Source organism: Bradyrhizobium sp. MV1.5, assembly GCF_055807615.1.
The window spans coordinates 1-18,585 of record NZ_JBVVPL010000010.1; the positions used below are offsets into that span (position 1 = coordinate 1).

General features: G+C 64.2%; 18 protein-coding genes and 1 pseudogene. 15 read left to right on the forward strand and 4 right to left on the reverse strand.

Going from position 1 to position 18,585, the window contains the following annotated elements; all coding sequences use genetic code 11:
* Positions 1-862: 862 nt before the first annotated feature.
* Together ilvD and AC0L2J_RS12105 are read left to right on the forward strand one after the other, a co-directional pair.
* A complete protein-coding gene (gene ilvD / locus AC0L2J_RS12100; RefSeq protein ID WP_007610741.1) occupies positions 863-2,587 on the forward strand; it encodes a dihydroxy-acid dehydratase in 1,725 nt (574 codons plus the stop codon).
* Entirely contained in the window at positions 2,574-3,395 is an 822-nt protein-coding gene (locus AC0L2J_RS12105; protein ID WP_007590646.1) for a tetratricopeptide repeat protein, read from the forward strand. Before ilvD ends, AC0L2J_RS12105 begins: the two co-directional genes overlap by 14 nt.
* A 15-nt stretch (positions 3,396-3,410) precedes the next feature.
* Here the strand turns inward: AC0L2J_RS12105 and xth are convergent, their stop codons facing one another.
* A complete protein-coding gene (xth, locus tag AC0L2J_RS12110) occupies positions 3,411-4,208 on the reverse strand; it encodes an exodeoxyribonuclease III (RefSeq protein ID WP_007610740.1) in 798 nt (265 codons plus the stop codon).
* 133 nt (positions 4,209-4,341) lie between these two features.
* Between xth and AC0L2J_RS12115 the strand changes: the two genes are divergently transcribed.
* Positions 4,342-6,672: an ATP-binding protein gene (locus AC0L2J_RS12115; protein ID WP_473248939.1), complete on the forward strand. Its 2,331-nt coding sequence runs from the start codon at positions 4,342-4,344 to the stop codon at positions 6,670-6,672.
* A 9-nt stretch (positions 6,673-6,681) separates the two neighbouring features.
* Here AC0L2J_RS12115 and AC0L2J_RS12120 read toward each other — a convergent pair whose 3' ends face one another.
* Together AC0L2J_RS12120 and AC0L2J_RS12125 are read right to left on the reverse strand one after the other, a co-directional pair.
* Positions 6,682-7,434 (reverse strand): hypothetical protein, encoded by a 753-nt coding sequence (locus AC0L2J_RS12120; protein ID WP_473390326.1) that lies wholly within the window; start codon positions 7,432-7,434, stop codon positions 6,682-6,684.
* Between the two features lie 30 nt (positions 7,435-7,464).
* The gene (locus AC0L2J_RS12125) at positions 7,465-7,719 is read right to left on the reverse strand and encodes a hypothetical protein (protein WP_473389934.1); all 255 of its coding nucleotides are present in this window, start codon (positions 7,717-7,719) and stop codon (positions 7,465-7,467) included.
* Positions 7,720-7,861: 142 nt separating this feature from the next.
* Between AC0L2J_RS12125 and AC0L2J_RS12130 the strand changes: the two genes are divergently transcribed.
* From AC0L2J_RS12130 to AC0L2J_RS12140, 3 genes and pseudogenes are all read left to right on the forward strand, one after another.
* The gene (locus tag AC0L2J_RS12130) at positions 7,862-8,110 is read left to right on the forward strand and encodes a DUF4272 domain-containing protein (RefSeq protein WP_198287836.1); all 249 of its coding nucleotides are present in this window, start codon (positions 7,862-7,864) and stop codon (positions 8,108-8,110) included.
* A 31-nt stretch (positions 8,111-8,141) separates the two neighbouring features.
* Positions 8,142-8,396, forward strand: a pseudogene (locus AC0L2J_RS12135) (DUF4272 domain-containing protein); the annotation flags it as partial.
* Positions 8,397-8,442: 46 nt separating this feature from the next.
* Complete coding sequence (locus AC0L2J_RS12140) at positions 8,443-8,526, forward strand: DUF4272 domain-containing protein (protein WP_473390309.1); 84 nt, start codon at positions 8,443-8,445, stop codon at positions 8,524-8,526.
* Between the two features lie 125 nt (positions 8,527-8,651).
* Here AC0L2J_RS12140 and erpA read toward each other — a convergent pair whose 3' ends face one another.
* Positions 8,652-8,981 (reverse strand): iron-sulfur cluster insertion protein ErpA, encoded by a 330-nt coding sequence (gene erpA, locus AC0L2J_RS12145; protein WP_007610737.1) that lies wholly within the window; start codon positions 8,979-8,981, stop codon positions 8,652-8,654.
* 134 nt (positions 8,982-9,115) lie between these two features.
* Here erpA and AC0L2J_RS12150 point away from each other — a divergent pair, with 134 nt between their 5' ends.
* The 9 genes from AC0L2J_RS12150 (at position 9,116) to tatC (ending at position 18,378) form a co-directional block, all read left to right on the forward strand.
* Positions 9,116-10,324, forward strand: a complete 1,209-nt coding sequence (locus AC0L2J_RS12150; RefSeq protein ID WP_473389939.1) for a deoxyguanosinetriphosphate triphosphohydrolase — start codon at positions 9,116-9,118, stop codon at positions 10,322-10,324.
* Positions 10,325-10,333: 9 nt separating this feature from the next.
* The gene (gene argS / locus AC0L2J_RS12155; RefSeq protein ID WP_473389943.1) at positions 10,334-12,124 is read left to right on the forward strand and encodes an arginine--tRNA ligase; all 1,791 of its coding nucleotides are present in this window, start codon (positions 10,334-10,336) and stop codon (positions 12,122-12,124) included.
* A 139-nt stretch (positions 12,125-12,263) separates the two neighbouring features.
* Entirely contained in the window at positions 12,264-13,829 is a 1,566-nt protein-coding gene (locus AC0L2J_RS12160; RefSeq protein WP_473389946.1) for an SPOR domain-containing protein, read from the forward strand.
* A gap of 45 nt (positions 13,830-13,874) precedes the next feature.
* The gene (gene nagZ / locus AC0L2J_RS12165; RefSeq protein WP_473389950.1) at positions 13,875-14,903 is read left to right on the forward strand and encodes a beta-N-acetylhexosaminidase; all 1,029 of its coding nucleotides are present in this window, start codon (positions 13,875-13,877) and stop codon (positions 14,901-14,903) included.
* The gene (locus AC0L2J_RS12170; protein ID WP_007590654.1) at positions 14,900-15,739 is read left to right on the forward strand and encodes a segregation and condensation protein A; all 840 of its coding nucleotides are present in this window, start codon (positions 14,900-14,902) and stop codon (positions 15,737-15,739) included. Before nagZ ends, AC0L2J_RS12170 begins: the two co-directional genes overlap by 4 nt.
* A gap of 21 nt (positions 15,740-15,760) precedes the next feature.
* Positions 15,761-16,501, forward strand: a complete 741-nt coding sequence (gene scpB / locus AC0L2J_RS12175) for an SMC-Scp complex subunit ScpB (protein WP_473248946.1) — start codon at positions 15,761-15,763, stop codon at positions 16,499-16,501.
* 166 nt (positions 16,502-16,667) lie between these two features.
* Positions 16,668-16,904 (forward strand): twin-arginine translocase TatA/TatE family subunit, encoded by a 237-nt coding sequence (locus tag AC0L2J_RS12180; protein WP_007610722.1) that lies wholly within the window; start codon positions 16,668-16,670, stop codon positions 16,902-16,904.
* An 89-nt stretch (positions 16,905-16,993) separates the two neighbouring features.
* A complete protein-coding gene (tatB, locus tag AC0L2J_RS12185) occupies positions 16,994-17,569 on the forward strand; it encodes a Sec-independent protein translocase protein TatB (protein WP_473389953.1) in 576 nt (191 codons plus the stop codon).
* Positions 17,566-18,378 (forward strand): twin-arginine translocase subunit TatC, encoded by an 813-nt coding sequence (gene tatC / locus AC0L2J_RS12190; protein WP_473389956.1) that lies wholly within the window; start codon positions 17,566-17,568, stop codon positions 18,376-18,378. The genes tatB and tatC overlap by 4 nt, the downstream gene beginning before the upstream one ends.
* The last annotated feature ends 207 nt before the right edge of the window (positions 18,379-18,585 follow it).

Genomic DNA, 18,585 nt, shown 5'->3' on the forward strand with positions numbered 1-18,585 from the left:
GTTTTCCTGCGTGTGCTTTTCGCGCAGCGGACCGCGGGTGCGAGGTCAGCACCCGGCCTTCCCTGCGCCCTCTTGGATCAAGAGGGTGGAATGACGAAGCAAAACTCGGGCGATTTGCGCCGCGAGGATGCGAAGCTGTGTCTGCATTCAAGATGCGAGCTGGAAAAGTGGCGCTGCCGCCTCATACTCATTGCGAGCGCAGCGAAGCAATCCAGTCTGCCGCCGCGGAGGGATTCTAGATTGCTTCCGCCTTCGCCAAAGCTTCGGCGGACAAGTCGCTGCGCTCGCAATGACGATGTGGAGAGAACGTGCCTCACGCTCCGCTCTCGTGCCCCGGACGCAGCGCAGCGTCCCTTCGACGGTGCGCTGCAGGGCCGGGGCCCATCTCGCTGCAGTTTACTGTGTCGTCCTGGGTCCCGGCTCTGCGCAGCAGCGCAAGAGCGCTGCAGCGCGTCCGGGACACGAGAGCTTCGCTGCCCCCGCGATGAGGAGGCGAAAATACCGACTCACCTCAGTTCGCGCGGTCGCGAGTCGAATGGGCGCGCACGGTGCCTGCCACAAAATCTGAAGTTGCAAATGTCCACACCCGCGATGGTATTTTGGTAGGGAAAATTCGTGTCCTCCGGGCCACGATTGTGCCGCCCATGCAACACTCATCACGGATTTATCCATCATCGCTGTCCGTTCGCATCAACGCCGCTTTTTGGCCACACCCGAACATGAATAAATTCACTCGAATGTTTTAGCGGCAGCGGTGGTCCTGAAGGCGACGGAAATCCCCAAGGTCGATTCAAAAGGTCGATTCAAATCTTGGCTCTGATTTTTCGGGTCTGAAAGGGTTGGCCGGGGAAACTGGTTTGCGATGGACGCGAAGAGCAACATCAAGCAGAGGCTGCCGAGCCGTCACGTGACGGAAGGCCCTGCGCGCGCGCCTCATCGGTCCTACCTCTACGCCATGGGTCTGACCACCGACCAGATCCACCAGCCCTTCGTCGGCGTCGCCTCGTGCTGGAACGAGGCCGCGCCCTGCAACATCTCCCTGATGCGCCAGGCGCAGGCGGTGAAGAAGGGCGTCGCATCCGCCGGCGGCACGCCGCGCGAATTCTGCACCATCACAGTGACCGACGGCATCGCCATGGGCCATGACGGCATGCGCTCCTCGCTGCCGTCGCGCGAATGCATCGCCGATTCCGTCGAATTGACGATCCGCGGTCACGCCTATGACGCCCTCGTTGGCCTGGCCGGCTGCGACAAGTCGCTGCCGGGCATGATGATGGCGATGGTCCGCCTCAACGTGCCCTCGATCTTCATCTATGGCGGCTCGATCCTGCCCGGCAATTTCCGGGGCCAGCAGGTGACCGTGCAAGACATGTTCGAAGCCGTCGGCAAGCACTCCGTCGGCGCGATGTCCGACGAGGACCTCGACGAGATCGAGCGCGTGGCGTGCCCCTCGGCGGGTGCCTGCGGCGCGCAGTTCACCGCCAACACGATGGCGACCGTCTCCGAGGCGATCGGGCTGGCGCTGCCGTACTCGGCTGGTGCTCCGGCCCCCTATGAAATTCGTGACGCCTTCTGCATGACCGCGGGCGAGCAGGTCATGGAGCTGATCGCCCAAAACATCCGGCCGCGCGACATCGTCACCCGCAAGGCGCTGGAGAATGCCGCCGCGGTGGTCGCCGCGTCCGGTGGCTCGACCAATGCTGCACTGCACCTACCGGCAATCGCGCACGAGTGCGGCATCAAGTTCGACCTGTTCGACGTCGCCGAAATCTTCAAAAAGACACCGTACGTCGCGGATTTGAAGCCGGGCGGCCGTTATGTCGCCAAAGACATGTTTGAAGTAGGTGGCATACCGCTTCTGATGAAGACGCTGCTCGACAACGGATTTCTCCACGGTGACTGCATGACCGTCACCGGTCGAACGATCGCCGAAAACCTCAAAAGCGTGAAGTGGAATCCGCACCAGGACGTGGTGCACCCGGCAGACAAGCCTATCACCGTCACCGGCGGTGTGGTCGGTCTGAAGGGCAATCTGGCGCCAGAAGGTGCGATCGTGAAAGTCGCGGGAATGTCCAACCTCAGGTTCACCGGTCCGGCCAGGTGCTTCGACCGTGAGGAGGATGCTTTCGAGGCCGTGCAGAAGCGCACCTACCGCGAAGGCGAAGTCATCGTGATCCGCTACGAGGGGCCCAAGGGCGGTCCCGGCATGCGGGAAATGCTCCAGACCACCGCGGCGCTGACCGGCCAGGGCATGGGCGGCAAGATCGCGCTCATCACCGATGGCCGCTTCTCCGGCGCCACCCGGGGCTTCTGCATCGGCCATGTCGGGCCGGAAGCCGCCATCGGCGGCCCGATCGGGCTGCTCGAGGACGGCGATATCATCGAGATCGACGCGGTCGCCGGTACCCTTAACGTAAAATTGAGCGACCAGGAGCTTGCCCAACGCAAGACCAAATGGACCGCTCGCGCGACTAACCACACGACGGGCGCGCTCTGGAAATATGCTCAGCAGGTTGGACCAGCGGTCGGTGGGGCAGTGACCCATCCGGGCGGCGCGCACGAGAAACAGTGCTATGCGGACATCTAGGCGTACCATCGTTGCGTTTGTGTTGGGGGCTACCGCGCTGGCCGCGCCGGCGCTCGCCTTTGACGGCGCACCCGTCAGCCAGAAGGATGCGACCATCCCGGTGGTCACGACCTTGCCGGGCGCAGCAGGCAAGGTGCGCAATGTACCGCCAGTCGTGCCCCAGGAAACCTCGCTCAGCGCCCTGCAATATGCCGCGGAGGGTGGCCACCCCATCGCGCAGTGGAAGCTCGGCCGCATGTACGCCAATGGCGACGGCGTCGCCCAGGACGATGTGCGTGCGTTCGAGTATTTCACCCGCATCGCCAACGCGCACGCCGAGGACAGCCCGTCGGCGCCGCAGGCGCAGATCGTCGCCAACGCCTTTGTGGCGCTCGGCCGCTATTATCTCAGTGGCATCCCGAATTCGAAGGTCAAGCCGGACCAGGAGCGGGCGCGGGAGATGTTCTCGTATGCCGCGTCCTATTTCGGCAACGCGGATGCGCAATACGATCTCGCCCGCCTGTACCTGAAGACGCCGGACGCTTCGCGCGAGGATTTCCGCTACGGCGCACGCTGGCTTGGGCTCGCCGCGCAGAAGGGCCAGCACGAGGCCCAGGCGCTGCTCGGCCAGATGCTATTCAACGGCGACCGCCTGCCGCGGCAGGCCGCGCGCGGCCTGATGTGGTTGACGCTGGCGCGCGACAGCGCAGGCAGCGACGAGACCTGGATCAAGGAAAACTACAACCGCGCCTTCGCAAAGGCCTCCGACGACGATCGCGCCATGTGCCTGCAGATGCTGGAGCAATGGGTGCAGGGCCGCCGGGAGTGATGGGTTGAGGCGGCCTCACGCCGCCTCGAGATCGAGATCCGCCCACACCGGCACGTGGTCCGACGGTTTCTCCCAGCTGCGCACATAGCTGTCGATGCCGACATTGGCGAGCCGGTCGCTGGCCTGTGGCGACAGCAGCAGATGGTCGATCCGCAGGCCGTGGTTCTTCTGCCAGGCGCCGGCCTGGTAGTCCCAGAACGTGTAGAGCCCGGGCTCGTCGGTGACGGCCCGAAGCGCATCGGTCAGGCCGAGGCCGAGCAAGGACTGAAAACTCTCCCGCGTCTCGGCCTTGAACAGGGCGTCCTCGGTCCAGGCGGCGGGATTATGGACGTCCCGGGCATGCGGGATGACGTTGAAGTCGCCTGCGAGGATCAGCGGCTCCTCGGTCTTGAGGCGCTCCTTCGAATACTCAAGAAGCCGCGACATCCATTTGAGCTTGTAAGGATATTTCTCGGTGCCGACCGGATTGCCGTTGGGCAGATAGAGGCAGGCGATGCGCAGCACGCCGGACTTGAGCGTCACCACGCCTTCGAGGAAGCGGGCATGGGCGTCCTCGTCGTCCCCGGCCAAGCCCGACTTGGTTTCATCGAACCGGAGCTTCGAGAGCAGGGCGACACCGTTGAACGTCTTCTGTCCGTGGGTGACCACGTTGTAGCCGAGCGCCTCGATCTCCAGCCGCGGGAAGGCCTCGTCGACGCATTTGATCTCCTGGAGGCAGACGATGTCCGGCTGGCACTCCTTCAGCCAGGTCAGCAACAGGTCGATCCGCTGCCGGACCGAGTTCACGTTCCAGGTGGCAATTCTGATGGGCATCTTGGCGGCTCCGGGCAGGGGCCATCGTTAGAACAAAATGCAAACGCGCCCGTCAAGGAGGCTGCGAAATCTCCCACAAAATTAACCCGGCTTAAGTCGGGCCCGGGCCATTGATCGTGAAAAGGTTTTTCGAATGGGACGGCCGGACAAATCCATGAAGCGAACCGAGCCCCGCGACGGGTTGATCGGCGCGTTCCTGTACTGGCTCGGCGGCTACGAGATCGAGGACGGCCTGACCGCCGGTCTCAGCGAGAGGGAGCTGAGCCGCATCCGCGCCAAGCAGATCGACGCGGTGATACGGCTGATTCCCGTGACGATGGCCGTCACCATGCTCAACGTCGCCGTCGTGTTGATCTTGTTCTGGGGCCGTGGCTGGAACGACTTTCTCGCGATCTGGGGCATGACCCTCGCGACCGCCGCCTCGCTCGCGGTGCGCGCGTGGCGGCGCTCTCACCAGAGCCCGCCGCAGGAAGCCTCGCCCCGCGCCGCGCGGCAGATGTTGCGGCAGGCGTTTTTCCTCGCCGCAATCTGGGGCACGCTGCCGGTCGCGCTGTTCAGCCACATCGAGCCAACCAGCCAGCTCATTCTGGCCTGCCTGATGGTCGGCATGATGTCCGGCGGTGCCTTCACACTGTCGACCTTCCCGCGCGCGGGCCTCGTCTATCTCGCGACGACGACGATCGCCTGCGCCGGTGCGTTGCTGTTGTGCGGCACCGGGCCTTACCTCGTGACCGCGGTGTTCCTGCTGCTGTTCGCGTTCTTCATGGCGCGGAACATCGTCTCGCAAGGCAATCTGTTCCTCGGCAATCTCAAGGCCCAGCTCGAGCTCGAGCGCAAGACCGAGATCATTTCGCTGTTGCTGAAGGATTTTCAGGAGAATGCCAGCGACTGGCTGTGGCAGACCGACGCCGAAGGGCATCTGGTCGACGTGCCCGAGCGCTTCGCCGCGGTCGCACAGCTGCCACTGCCGTTGCTGAAGGGCTCGCATTTCGCCGACGTGCTCGACATGCTGTGCCCCGAAGACAAGAGCGCGGCCTACAACGTCGTCGGCCTGATGGAGCACGCCGAACCGCTGCACGAGATGAACCTCAAGGTGGTCGCCGGCGGCGAGGCGCGGCTGTGGTCGCTCACTGCGAAGCCGGCCTACGACCGCGACGGTCAATTCCTCGGCTATCGCGGCTTCGGCCGCGACGTGACCGAGCGCTGGCGCGCGGAAAAGGCCGAGGCCGAGAGCCGTGCCAAATCCGATTTCCTCGCGGTGATGAGCCACGAGATCCGCACGCCGATGAACGGCGTGCTCGGGCTTGCCAGCATGCTGCTGGAGACAAAGCTCGATCCGGAGCAGCACGAAGCCGTCACCACGATCCGCGAGTCCGGCGACAATCTCCAGCGCATCCTCAACGACATTCTGGACCTCTCCAAGCTCGAGGCCGGACGTTTCGCGTTCGAGGTGATCGACTTCGCGCCGCAGGCGATGGTCGAAGCCGTGGCGACCGTCGTGCGCGCGAGCGCCAAGAGCAAGGGGCTTGCGGTCAAGGTCGAACTCGATCCCAACCTGCCGCCGACGCTGCGCGGCGATGTCGCGCGTATCCGCCAGGTCCTGCTCAATCTCGCCGCCAACGCGGTGAAGTTCACCGACGCAGGCGAAGTCACGATCGCAGCTGTCTGTCAGGCCCGCCGCGATCTGCTCGCCACCGTCGAATGGAGCGTGACCGACAGCGGCATCGGCATCGCCCCCGAGAAGCTCGGCCAGCTCTTCTCCGAGTTCGCTCAGGCCGACGCCTCGATCAGCCGCCGCTTCGGCGGCACCGGGCTGGGCCTAGCGATCTCCCGGCGCATCATCGAGCAGATGGGCGGCACCATCGGCGTCACCTCGACGCCGGGCGAAGGCTCGACCTTCCGCTTCACGCTGGTGCTGCCCTGGAGCCAGGCGCAGGCATCCGACCACAATGCAGACCGCGACGAAGCCGACGATCTCAAGGCGCGCATCGCGGGCCTCGACCGGCCGCTGAAGGTGCTGGTCGCCGAGGACGACGCCGTCAACCGCATGGTCGTGAGCAAGATGCTCGGCGCTTTCGATGTCGAGTTGCGCGTCGTGACCGACGGTGTCGAGGCCGTCGCGGCCGTGTCCGAAGGCGATTACGATATCGTGCTGATGGACGTGCGCATGCCCGAGATGGACGGCCTTGCCGCGACCCGCGCGATCCGCGCCGAGGGCGGACGCTTCGCGGCCTTGCCGATCATCGCGCTGACCGCCAATGCCTTCCCCGAGGACGTCAAGATCTGCCGCGAGGCCGGGATGTCCGACTTCCTCGCCAAACCGCTGCGCAAGCCTGCGCTGGTCACGGCGCTGCTGCGTGCGCTGGACGGCCAATGGGTATCGGAGGACGCCCCGCTTCAGCCAGAGCAGATGCCGGTCGAGGCGGACTGGACGGACGAGGAAAGGCAGATCACCGGCGCCTAGCCGGCGACGTCAGATCGAGAGGTGATCCCGCAACCGCAGGACGCCGTGGCGTTCGGATTGTTGACGCGGAACGAGGCGCCGATCAGATCGTCGACGAAATCGACCTGGTACTCCATCCGGCTGAGCCACGGCCGACGATGTAAGACGTGAGAGCTTTCCATAGACTCGCGTGGCGACCGCCTTGAGACGCTCGACAGACCCGGACGCCGGATGCGGCTTGACCGGCGCGAACAGGATCGAAGCCTGCCTGCCGTTCTTCCAGACGAAGATGTTGACCGCGTTGCCGTTGCCCTTGGTGCAAGAATGCTCGCCGAACGCTTCGCTGCCGAGCTCGGGGACCGTGACGTGCTGGCACGGGCCCGGGCGTTTCATCATGCTGATGACCGTGTCGCGCGAGATCGCGATGACCGCTACTATCATAGTGTTGGCCTCGCGATCGAACATCATGCAGCTTCCTGCGCCGGTCCGCTGGACCTGCAGCGTGCTCTTCTCGAGAAAGCCGTCGGCGTCCGCGGCAGTGAGCCATTCGCAAGTGCCGAACCGCTCGCTGGTCTTGCTAACATTGCCAACGGCGACGCGCGCGGCTTGGGTGATCGGTCCGAGCAGCGCGTCGTCGGCGCGCCGGCCGATCGGATAGACGCTGATCTGCAGAATGTAATCGCCGGACAAGGCAACAACCGAAGCCTCCTGGCGCTCCGCGCCGGTCGCGCTCGTTCCGCCCTGGCCTTCGTCGCCGATCCCTGACACCGCGTTAAGCGGCATGCGCTCGGCGAGCGTTTTGACGAAGGTCGCTTACAATTCCCTGGCGCGGTTCTTCTCGGGATTGCGGAACACGGTCAGCATCATCGTGTCGCCGCGCCCGCCCTGGTAGATGCAGCCGCGGCCGTCCTGATTTGAAATCAGTGACCATTTGAGCGCCGGCATCGCGCCGGCGAGCTCCCGGGCGCTGATGAACGGGCAGGTCTCGGCCGCGAGCGCGGGAGGCGGGACGGCTGCAACGGCGAGGAAGAGAGCGAGGCAGCAGAACAGGCGATCGGTCATGCGCATTGGATAATTGTTCTCCGCTATTGGCGCCCACGGCGTGCCGCAGTCTGGCTTACGGTCCAAGCGGCTGCGATGGAATGCTCGATCTCGTCGCTGCCGAAGGTGCCTCGTAATATTGTAGGTTCAACAGGTGTTGGGGGGCGAGATGAATGAGGGGCTGTCAGCGGACAATGGCGGGGTCTCAGCGGAAGCTATTGATCGAAGGCTCAGGTCAGAAGTGATCCTTCGAGCCGAGGGCGTACCTGTCCTTGCCACATTACCCGTTATTGAGACTGCGGCTGAGGCGCTGAAACGATCAAAAGAAGAAGTCGCGCTACGCACTCTTTGCGTCCTTTTCGTTGCTGCAAAGGGCGAAGGTCTTGGGGAAGAGCTAGTTGAACAACTTCTGGAATGATACGAACTCCGGCCACATCTCACTCGCTTTCGTGCTCGACAAGTCCCCCTCGCAGCACGACCGGATTCAATTCACTTGGCGGCACGAAGCCGCTTGGACGCTGCTTTGGGCAATGGGCTTCGTGGCGCAATTAGGAAAGCCAGCTCAGATTTGCGACGTGGGATTCGCCGCTGGGACAATGGCCGAAAGGACAACCTCTCAGTTCATCGAAGACTCCGAACTTCGTCCGATCGCCGACATTCTTGATCAGGCCGATCTGGTCTACAGGTACCACTGGACTGTTAGAAATGCCCGTATAGGGACAGGAGGTACCGGCGGGTCTCGATCCTGGCGTGACGCAAGAACGGCACTACGCTTTGAACTGGCTTATCGGATACAATGAACAAGCGTGGGATAATGTCACGACTGACACATAATACTCTACCGAGTACATGACCCCTGTTTTGCCCGACACGTCAAGCTATTTTCGTAAAATACGAAGTTGATCGTGCCGGCTTCCCGGCTACTTTGCATGGGGTTGTTTTTCAGATTTTGAGTTGCGCTAGATCGAGAAGCTGGTCCCGCAGCCACAGGACGCCGTGGCGTTCGGATTGTTGACGCGGAACGAGGCGCCGATCAGATCGTCGACGAAATCGACCTGCGACCCCGCCAGGAATGGCTGCGAGGCGGAATCGACCAGCACCACCGCATTGTCCTGCTCGATCACGAGATCGTCGTCGGTGCGGGCACGGTCAATGTCGAACTTGTACTGAAAGCCGGAACAGCCGCCGCCCTCGACCGAGATCCGCAGCATCGCGCCAGACCCTTCGCCCTTGAGGATCTCCCCAATCCGGCGTGCGGCCTTGTCACTGATGGTCACGTCAGTCGTCATCGTTCGTCTCCGATAGGCCCGCGGTCACACCAAGATCACCTGAGGGTCGCTTGCCCAATTCAGTTGGTATCCCGCGTCCGGCATAGTTAAGTGCCACCATACGCAGAATCAAATGGATAGGGACTAAATTCGCCGTGTCCGTCGGAATGGCTGCCCCCCACGCGCCCTATGCCTGCGATCCCGATCGCAGCCGCGGCCGGTTGGTCGCGGAACCGCCGAGCCGGACCCGCAGCCCGTTCCGGCGGGATTGCGACCGGGTGATCCATTCCACCGCGTTCCGCCGGCTGAAGTACAAGACCCAGGTGTTCGTGTTCCACGAGGGCGACCACTATCGCACCCGGCTGACCCATTCCCTGGAGGTGGCGCAGATCGCCCGGGCGCTGGCCCGGCAGCTCGGGCTGGACGAGGACCTCACGGAAACCCTCGCGCTCGCCCACGACCTCGGCCATCCCCCGTTCGGGCACGCCGGCGAGCGGGCGCTGGACGCCTGCCTGACGGATTTTGGCGGCTTCGACCACAACGCCCAGACGCTCCGCGTCGTTGCGGCGCTGGAACACCGTTATCCCGAATTCGACGGACTCAACCTGACCTGGGAATCGCTGGAGGGCATCGTCAAGCACAACGGCCCGCTGACCGATCGCATCGGTGCGCCGGTCGGGCGTTATCGCGAGCACGGCATTCCCGTCGGCATCGCCGACTACGTCAAGACCTACGATCTCGAATTGTGGAGTTTCGCCTCGCTGGAGGCACAGGTCGCCGCGATCGCCGATGACATCGCCTATGACGCCCACGATATCGACGACGGCCTGCGCGCGGGTCTGTTTCACCTCGACGACCTTAAGGTGATGCCGCTGACCGCGGAGATCATCGCCGAGACGTCTGCGCATTACCCCGATCTCGAAGACGTCAGGCGCGGCGCCGAGCTGGTGCGCGAGCTGATCTCGCACCTGATCGGTGCCGTGTTCGCCGACGCGCAGACCAACCTTGCCGCCGTGAACCCGCAATCCGCCCAGGACGTGCGCCAGCAAAGCCGGGCACTGATTGCGTTCCCCGCCGCGGTCGCCGAAGAGGAGGCCGCCATCAAGCGCTTTCTCTATCAGCACATGTACCGCCACAAGCGGGTCATGCGGGTGATGGGCGAGGCGGAACAGATCCTGTTCGACCTGTTCGCAAAATACCTCAAATCGCCCGGCGAACTGCCGCCGGAATGGCTGGTCGGGGCGGAGGCGGACAATGAGGGCGACCGGGCTCGCCGGATCGGGAATTTCATTGCCGGAATGACCGACCGTTTCGCCCTGACCGAGCACCAGCGGCTCTTTGACTCGACCCCGGATTTGCGTTAGGCGGCGCCCATGCCCGACACATCCTCAGCACTGCACCTGTTCGCCGACGTGCTCGCACGCGTGCACGCGGTCTGCCGCGCGCTCGCGGCGGAAGCCAACTGGCCAGAGGGCATCGATTTCTCGCGTGTGGTGGTCGAGCCGCCGCGCGATGCCTCCCATGGCGACATGGCGACCAACGCGGCCATGGTGCTTGCGAAAGAGGCAAAGGCAAAGCCGCGCGACCTCGCCGAGCAGATCGCCGAACGGCTGCGCGCGGATGCGCTGATCGCCAAGGTCGACGTCGCCGGTCCGGGCTTCATCAACCTGACGCTGAAGCCGGCCGCATGGGCCGAGGCGCTACGGACCGTGCTGCGCGAGGGCGCCGATTACGGCCGCGTCCGCGGCGGCTCCAAGGTCAACGTCGAATATGTCTCCGCCAACCCGACCGGACCGATGCATGTCGGCCATTGCCGCGGCGCCGTGTTCGGCGACGCGCTGGCGAGCCTGCTTGAATTCGCAGGCCGTGACGTCACGCGGGAATATTACATCAACGACGCCGGCGCGCAGGTCGACGTGCTCGCACGTTCCGCCTTCCTCAGGTATCGCGAGGCGCTCGGCGAGGACATCGGCGCGATCCCGGAAGGCCTTTATCCCGGCGACTATCTGAAGCCGGTCGGGCAGGCCCTGGCGCAGGAGCATGGCGACAAGCTGCTCGCCATGAGCGAGGCGCAATGGCTGCCGACGGTTCGCGCCAAGGCGATCGCAATGATGATGGACGAGATCAAGGACGATCTTGCCGCGCTCAACATCCGTCACGACGTGTTCTTCTCCGAGCGCTCGCTGCAGGACGCCGGCAACAACAAGGTCGCCGAGACCATCGATTTCCTGCGCGCCAAGGGCGACGTCTACCAGGGCCGTCTGCCGCCGCCAAAGGGCGCCCCGGCCGAGGATTGGGAAGATCGCGAGCAGCTGCTGTTCAAGGCGACCGCCTATGGCGACGACGTCGATCGTCCGCTGATCAAGTCGGACAATTCCTACACCTACTTCGCCGCCGACATCGCCTACCACAAGAACAAGTTCGACCGCGATTTCGCGGAGATGATCGACGTTTGGGGCGCCGACCATGGCGGCTACATCAAGCGTATGCAGGCGGCGGTGAAGGCGACCACCTCCGGCAAGGGGGCGCTCGACGTCAAGATCGTCCAGCTCGTGAAATTGCTGCGCAACGGCGAGCCGGTGAAAATGTCCAAGCGGAGCGGGGACTTCGTCACCTTGCGTGAGGTGGTGGATGAAGTCGGCCAGGACGCCGTCCGCTTCATGATGCTCTACCGCAAGAACGACGCGGTGCTCGACTTCGATCTTGCCAAGGTCATGGAACAGTCGCGCGACAACCCGGTGTTCTACGTGCAGTATGGCCACGCCCGCGGCCATTCGATCTTCCGCAACGCCCGGACCGAGCTGTTCCCGGAACTCCCGGAGGACACGGAAACGCGCATCGCCTGGCTCGGTGAGTCGGCGGTGGAACGGCTGTCGGACCCGGCTGAACTCGACCTTCTTAAGCGGCTCGCAATTTTTCCGCGCATGCTGGAGGCGGCAGCAAGCGCCCACGAGCCGCACCGAATTGCCTTCTATCTCTATGATTTAGCCAGCGAATTTCATGCACTTTGGACGAAGGGGCGCGATTTGCCCTATTTACGCTTCATTATCAATAATGATGCAGATCTAACGAAGGCGCGGCTGGCCATGGTCCAGGGCGTCGTCTCTGTTCTGGCATCGGGCCTCGCCATCCTCGGCGTCCATGCTCCGGACGAGATGCGGTAGTTTGGGGCGAACTACTTAAGGGATTTCGGGGGTAACCGGCAGAAGCCGGATCGCTTAGACTTGGTTGAAAGCCTTGTGGGTCGAAAGCCGTGCCTTGGTCGAGGGGCGCGCGGCTTTCCCGAAGGGACGCATCATCACGATGGCCGAACGATATCAGGACAGACCGTTTCCTTCCGATGACTATGGTCGCGGTGGCGATCAGCATGGGAGCGGCGATCCCTTGGCTGAACTTGCCCGCCTGATCGGGCAGACCGATCCGTTCGCAGCGCAAGGGCGGCCGGGCGCGCACCCGCCAACAGCGCCTGCGCCTGCCCAGAGCTATCAGGACGACTATCGCCAGGACGATGACCAGCAGGACTATGCCGAGCAGGCCCCACCGCCGCCGCCCGGGCCGCCCTCATGGATGCGGCGCGCCAATGTGCAGCCGCAGACGGCGCCAGCCGAGCCCTATCCCGCTTCCGTAAACCCGGTTCATCCACTGCATCGTTATTCAGCCCAGCCGACCGCGCCCGAGCCCGAACCTGATTTTCGTCAGCCGCAGGCCTATCCGGATCAGGGCTATCAAGCTCCTGCTTATCAAGCTCCTGCCTATCAGGATCAGGCCTACCAGCAGCACGATCAGGCTTACCAGGAGCAAGCCTATCAGCAGCCCGATCCGGCGCGCTACGACGATGCGCTCTACGGACGGCTGGAGGCGGGCGAGCAGGACTATCAGCGCGATCCCGCCTATCCCGACGATCCCTACGCGTTCCAGAGCGACTATCCCGAGGCCGATCTCGACGAGCCGAAGAAGCAGCGCGGCGGCATGATGACGGTCGCGGCGATCCTGGCGCTTGCCGTGGTCGGGACCGGTGCCGCGTTCGCCTACAAGACCTATGTGGGCTCGCCCCGTAGCGGCGAGCCGCCGATCATCAAGGCCGACAACACGCCGACCAAAATCGTGCCGGCGCCGTCGGACTCCTCGGCCAAGGTGCCGGACCGCATGGTCACCGGAGATGGCACCGAGAAGATCGTGCCGCGCGAGGAGGCGCCTGTCGACGTCAACGCCAAGGCGGGAGGTCCCCGCGTGGTGTTCCCGCCGCTGAACCAGAACGCGAACCCGCCGCCGGTCGCGAGCGTGTCGCCGTCCAGCATCCCGCTGTCGAGCGCGGGCCCGAATCCGAGCAACGGCACGCTGCCGAACAATTCGCCGCGCGCGATCAGGACCGTGGCCGTGAAGGGCGATCAGACCGACGCCACCGCGTCGCCAGCGGCCACGGGCGCGAAGCCGGCAGCTCTCCCGAAGCCCGTCGCGGCACCGGCTGCACCGCGCACGCCGCCGACCTCGGCCAATGCGAGCGCCAATCAGCCGCTCTCGCTGGCGCCGCAATCGGCGCCGGGTGCGGAGCCGCCGCAGCGGATGGCTGCGACCAATCCGACGCAAATTGCGCCCCCGAGCAGCAGCGGCGGCGGCTACGTCGTGCAGGTCTCATCGCAGCAGACCGAGGATAGCGCCCACGCCTCCTACCGGGTGCTTCAGAGCAAGTACGGCAGCGTGCTGGGCTCCCGCGCACCGGTGGTCAAGCGGGTCGACCTCACCGACAAGGGCAAGGGAATCGTCTATCGCGCCTTCGCTGGTCCCTACGGCTCGCTCGAAGAGGCGAACCAGGCCTGCAACAGTTTGAAATCCGCTGGCCTGTCTGCCTGCTTCGTCCAGAGGAATTAACGGCCGTTTCCTTGACCCTCCCGCGGGTCAGGGTTAATCGGCCGTATGAGCACGCGGGCTTTCATTACCGGCGTTTCCGGAACGGAACTAACCGCCGCCGAGCGGGAGTTTATCCGCAGCGAACGCCCATGGGGTTTCATCCTCTTCAAGCGCAACGTCGAGACGCCGGCTCAAGTTGCTGCACTCGTTGCGGAATTGCGGGCGGTCGCGGGTTTCGCTGATGCCCCTGTCCTGATCGACCAGGAGGGTGGACGTGTGCAGCGCCTGGGGCCGCCGCATTGGCCGGTCTATCCGCCGGGCGCTATTTTCGCCGGCCTCTACGATACTGATTCGGCGCTCGGGCTGACTGCGGCGCGCCTCAGCGCCCGGCTGATCGCGGCCGATCTCGCCGATCTCGGCATTACCGTGGATTGCTTGCCGCTGGCTGATGTGCCCGTGGCTGGCGCCAACGCCGTCATCGGGAACAGGGCTTACGGCACCGAACCGGGAAAGGTCGCCGCGATCGCCCGCGCGGTCACCGAGGGCCTGGAAGAGGGCGGCGTGTTGCCGGTCCTCAAGCACATCCCCGGCCATGGCCGAGCTACGGCCGATACCCATTTCAATCTGCCGACGGTCGACACGTCGCGAGACGAACTGGATCGCACCGACTTCGCGGCATTCAAGCCGCTGGCAGATTTGCCGATGGCCATGACTGCACATGTTGTGTTTAGCGCAGTCGACCCCGCCCATCCGGCGACGACATCTGCGACAATGATCGCTGAGGTGATTCGCGGCACAATCGGGTTCCAGGGTTTGTTAATGAGTGATGACGTGTCGATGAATGCACTGTCGGGCAATATCGCCGAGCGGACCCGCGCGATATTTGCGGCCGGCTGCGACATGGCCCTGCATTGCAACGGCAACATCGAGGAAATGCGTGAGGTCGCCGGCCAGACACCCGAGCTGGCGGGTAGGGCGCTGGAGCGGGCGAACGCCGCGCTCTCGGCGCGTCAAGGACCGCAACCGTTTGATCGCGCGGCCGCGCGCGTCGAACTGGACGCATTGATCGCACGGGCAAACACGGCATCGGCATGACCGCAGAAATCCTATCGTTTGAAACCGGGCGGCCCGCAGAGCTCGCCGAGGGTGAGCCGGCGTTGGTGGTCGACGTCGAGGGTTATGAGGGCCCGCTCGACCTGCTGCTCGCACTGGCGCGGCAGCAGAAGGTCGATCTTGCCAAGATCTCGATCCTGGCGCTCGCCGATCAATATCTCCACTTCATCGAAGCCGCGCGAAAGATCCGCCTGGAGCTTGCCGCCGACTATCTCGTGATGGCGGCCTGGCTCGCCTTTCTGAAATCTCGCCTGCTGCTGCCGGAGCCGCCGAGTGCGGAAGGCCCGAGCGCCGAGCAGATGGCGACGGCGCTCGCCAACCGCCTGCGCCGGCTGGAGGCCATTCGTGAAGCCGCCAACCGGCTGATGAACCGGCAGCAATTGCTGCGCGACATCTTCCCGCGCGGCGAGCCCGAGCAGATCGCCGAGATCAAGCATCCGAAATACACCGCGACGCTCTATGACCTGCTCACCGCTTATGCCGCGCAGCGCCAGTCGCGCGTGCTGGCGAGCGTGCATCTGGCCAAGCGCACGGTGTGGTCGCTCGCCGAGGCGCGCGCCACGCTGGAGCGGCTGGTCGGCAGCATCAGCGAGCAAGACGATTGGGGCGTTCTCGACGATTTTCTGCTGCAGCACGTCGCCGATCCGACGCAGCGCGCGACGGTGCTCGCCTCGAGCTTCGCGGCTGCGCTCGAGCTGGTGCGCGAAGGTCAGCTCGAGCTGAATCAGAAAGAGGCGTTTGCGCCCATCTATTTCCGGAAGGGGCGCCCCAAGCCGGTCATGGACGCAGCTCCTGCGCCCGATGCGCCGGTCGCTTAAGTGCAACAAGGAGAATCTGCCATGGCAAGCCTGGCTGAAGTGCGGGTAGAAGAGGCCGAGCCGATGGAGAACGAGTCCCAGGCACGTCCCGAAGAATTGCGGCTGCTGGAAGCGCTGCTGTTCGCTTCGAATGAACCGCTGGACACCGCGACGTTGGCCAAGCGCATGCCCGAGGGCGTGGACGTGAAGGCCGCGCTCGAGCAGTTGCAGGCCGACTATTCCCTGCGCGGCGTGAATCTCGTGCGGGTCGCCAACAAATGGACCTTCCGCACCGCGGGCGATCTCGCTTGGCTGATGACCCGCGAGAGCACCGAGACCCGCCGCCTGTCGCGCGCCGCGATCGAGGTGCTGGCGATCATCGCCTATCACCAGCCGGTGACGCGCGCCGAGATCGAGGAGATCCGCGGCGTCGTCACCTCGAAGGGCACGCTGGACGTGCTGCTGGAAACCGGCTGGATCAAGCCGCGCGGCCGTCGCAAGACGCCGGGCCGTCCCTTGACCTTCGGAACCACCGAGGACTTCCTGTCGCAGTTCACTCTGGAACAGCTTGGCGATCTGCCGGGCCTGGAGGAGCTGAAGGGCACCGGCCTCCTGGATTCGCGTCTGCCGACCGGATTCAGCGTGCCGACGCCGTCGGATGACCCGACTTTGCGGGAGGACGAGGATCCGCTGGAACCGGGCGAGGACCTTGATCTTGCGCTGGCGCCCGCGGTCGAGCCCGAGACGCCGCCGGAAGGCGGCAATGAGGGTGGCGAGGACTGACGTCCCGGCCTTTTACCGGACACCTGCGACCAGTTAACACTAGCAAAATTACGTAGCGCCAACAGCGAATTGGCGCTGCCTTGGTCCTTGTTTTTGACACCTGCCAAGCCTAGGTTTCGGTGAAGATCGGCCGGTCCTCGGCCATGCGCGTTTGGAGGGTTGCAGGATGGGTTCACTCAGCATTTGGCACTGGGTCCTGGTGATCGCAGTGGTCCTGCTGCTGTTCGGTCGCGGCAAGATCTCGGATCTGATGGGCGACGTGGCGCAGGGCATCAAGGCGTTCAAGAAGGGCATGCAGGACGACGACAAGGTCGCCGACAAGCCCGAGCCGGCCAAGTCCATCGAGCACAACAATGCCGCGCCGACCGCGGCACGGTCCGACGTCGGCAGCAAGGCCGTCTGAGCCAGAGAGCACGCGAGACGCGGGTAGCGGACCCGATCCTGCGCGCGAGGGATTGGGCCGGCTTGCTGCTGGCGTGAACGGAAGACCTCATGTTCGACATCGGGTGGAGTGAACTGGTCCTGATCGGGGTCGTGGCCCTGATCGCCATCGGCCCGAAAGAGCTGCCGGGCGTGCTGCGCATGGTCGGGCAATGGATGGGCAAGGCGCGCAAGATGGCCGCCGAATTCCAGGGGCAATTCCAGGAAGCGATGCGCGAGGCCGAAATGGCCGACCTCAAGAAGAGCTTTGACGAGGTCAAGGAAGCGGCTTCCGGATTCGCCGGCAACAATTTGATGACTTCGCTTCAGAAAGACGTCAGCGACGCGCTCCGCGTCGATGCGCTGGACAAGCCAGCCGAGACCTCGACCACCACCGCTGTCGAACCGCTGGCGACTTCAATCGAGGCGCTGGCGACTTCAAGCGAAGCGCTGGCGACGCCCACCACGCCCGAAGCGCCGACGCCCGAGACCTTCGTGGAAGCCGAGGCACATGCGCCCGTGAATGAGCCGCTCGCCATCACCCGTGAGGTCGAGCAGGCGCAGGTGGCGCAAGGTTCGGCCACGCAAGATTCGGTGATCCAGGACACCGCGCCGGCCGAGGCGATCAAGGACGCCAGAGCGTCATGAGCGCCGCGGATATCGAGGCCAGCAAAGCTCCCCTGATGGACCATTTGATCGAGCTGCGTTCGCGGCTGATCAAAGCACTGCTCGGCTTCGGCATTGCCTTCATCTTCTGCTTCTTCTTCGCCAAGCAGATCTACAACGTGCTCGTCTGGCCGTTCGTGTGGGTCGCGGGTCCCGAGAACTCGAAATTCATCTACACGGCGCTGCTGGAATATTTCATCACCCAGCTCAAGCTGGCGCTGTTCGGCGCCGGCTTCATCTCGTTCCCGATCGTCGCGACGCAGATCTACAAGTTCGTCGCTCCCGGCCTCTACAAGCACGAGAAGCAGGCCTTTCTGCCGTATCTGGTCGCGACCCCGTTCTTCTTCGTGTTGGGCGCAGCACTGGTCTATTTCGTCGTGCTGCCGATGCTGGTCCGCTTCTCGCTCGGCATGCAGCAGGCCGGCAGCGACGACACCGCACAGATCCAGCTGCTGCCCAAGGTCGGCGAATATCTGTCGCTGATGATGTCGCTGATCTTCGCCTTCGGCATCGCCTTCCAGCTTCCGGTGATCCTGACACTGCTCGGGCGTATCGGCATCGTCACGTCAAAAATGCTGCGCGAGAAGCGCCGCTATTTCATCGTCGTCGCCTTCGTCATCGCGGCCGTTCTGACCCCGCCCGACGTGCTCAGCCAGTGCTCGCTCGCGATACCCTTGCTCGCGCTCTACGAGGGTTCGATCATCGCGGTGGGGATCGTGGAGAAGAAGGCGGCAGCTTCGCAAGCCTCTAGCGGCACCGACATATCGACGCCGGCCAATCCGGCGGAGTAGGCGATACCCCTCGCTGTCATTCCCCGCCTTGTGCGCAATTGCGCACTGGAGCGGGGAATCCAGTACGAGGCGGCCTATCGGGAAAGCAGTGATGCCTCTGGAATACTGGATCGGGCGCGGGGGGGGGGGGGGGGCGCCGCGCGGGGGGGGGGGGGGGGGGTGTGTTTTTTTTAAAAAAAAATTTTTTGTTGGGGTGAAAACAACCCA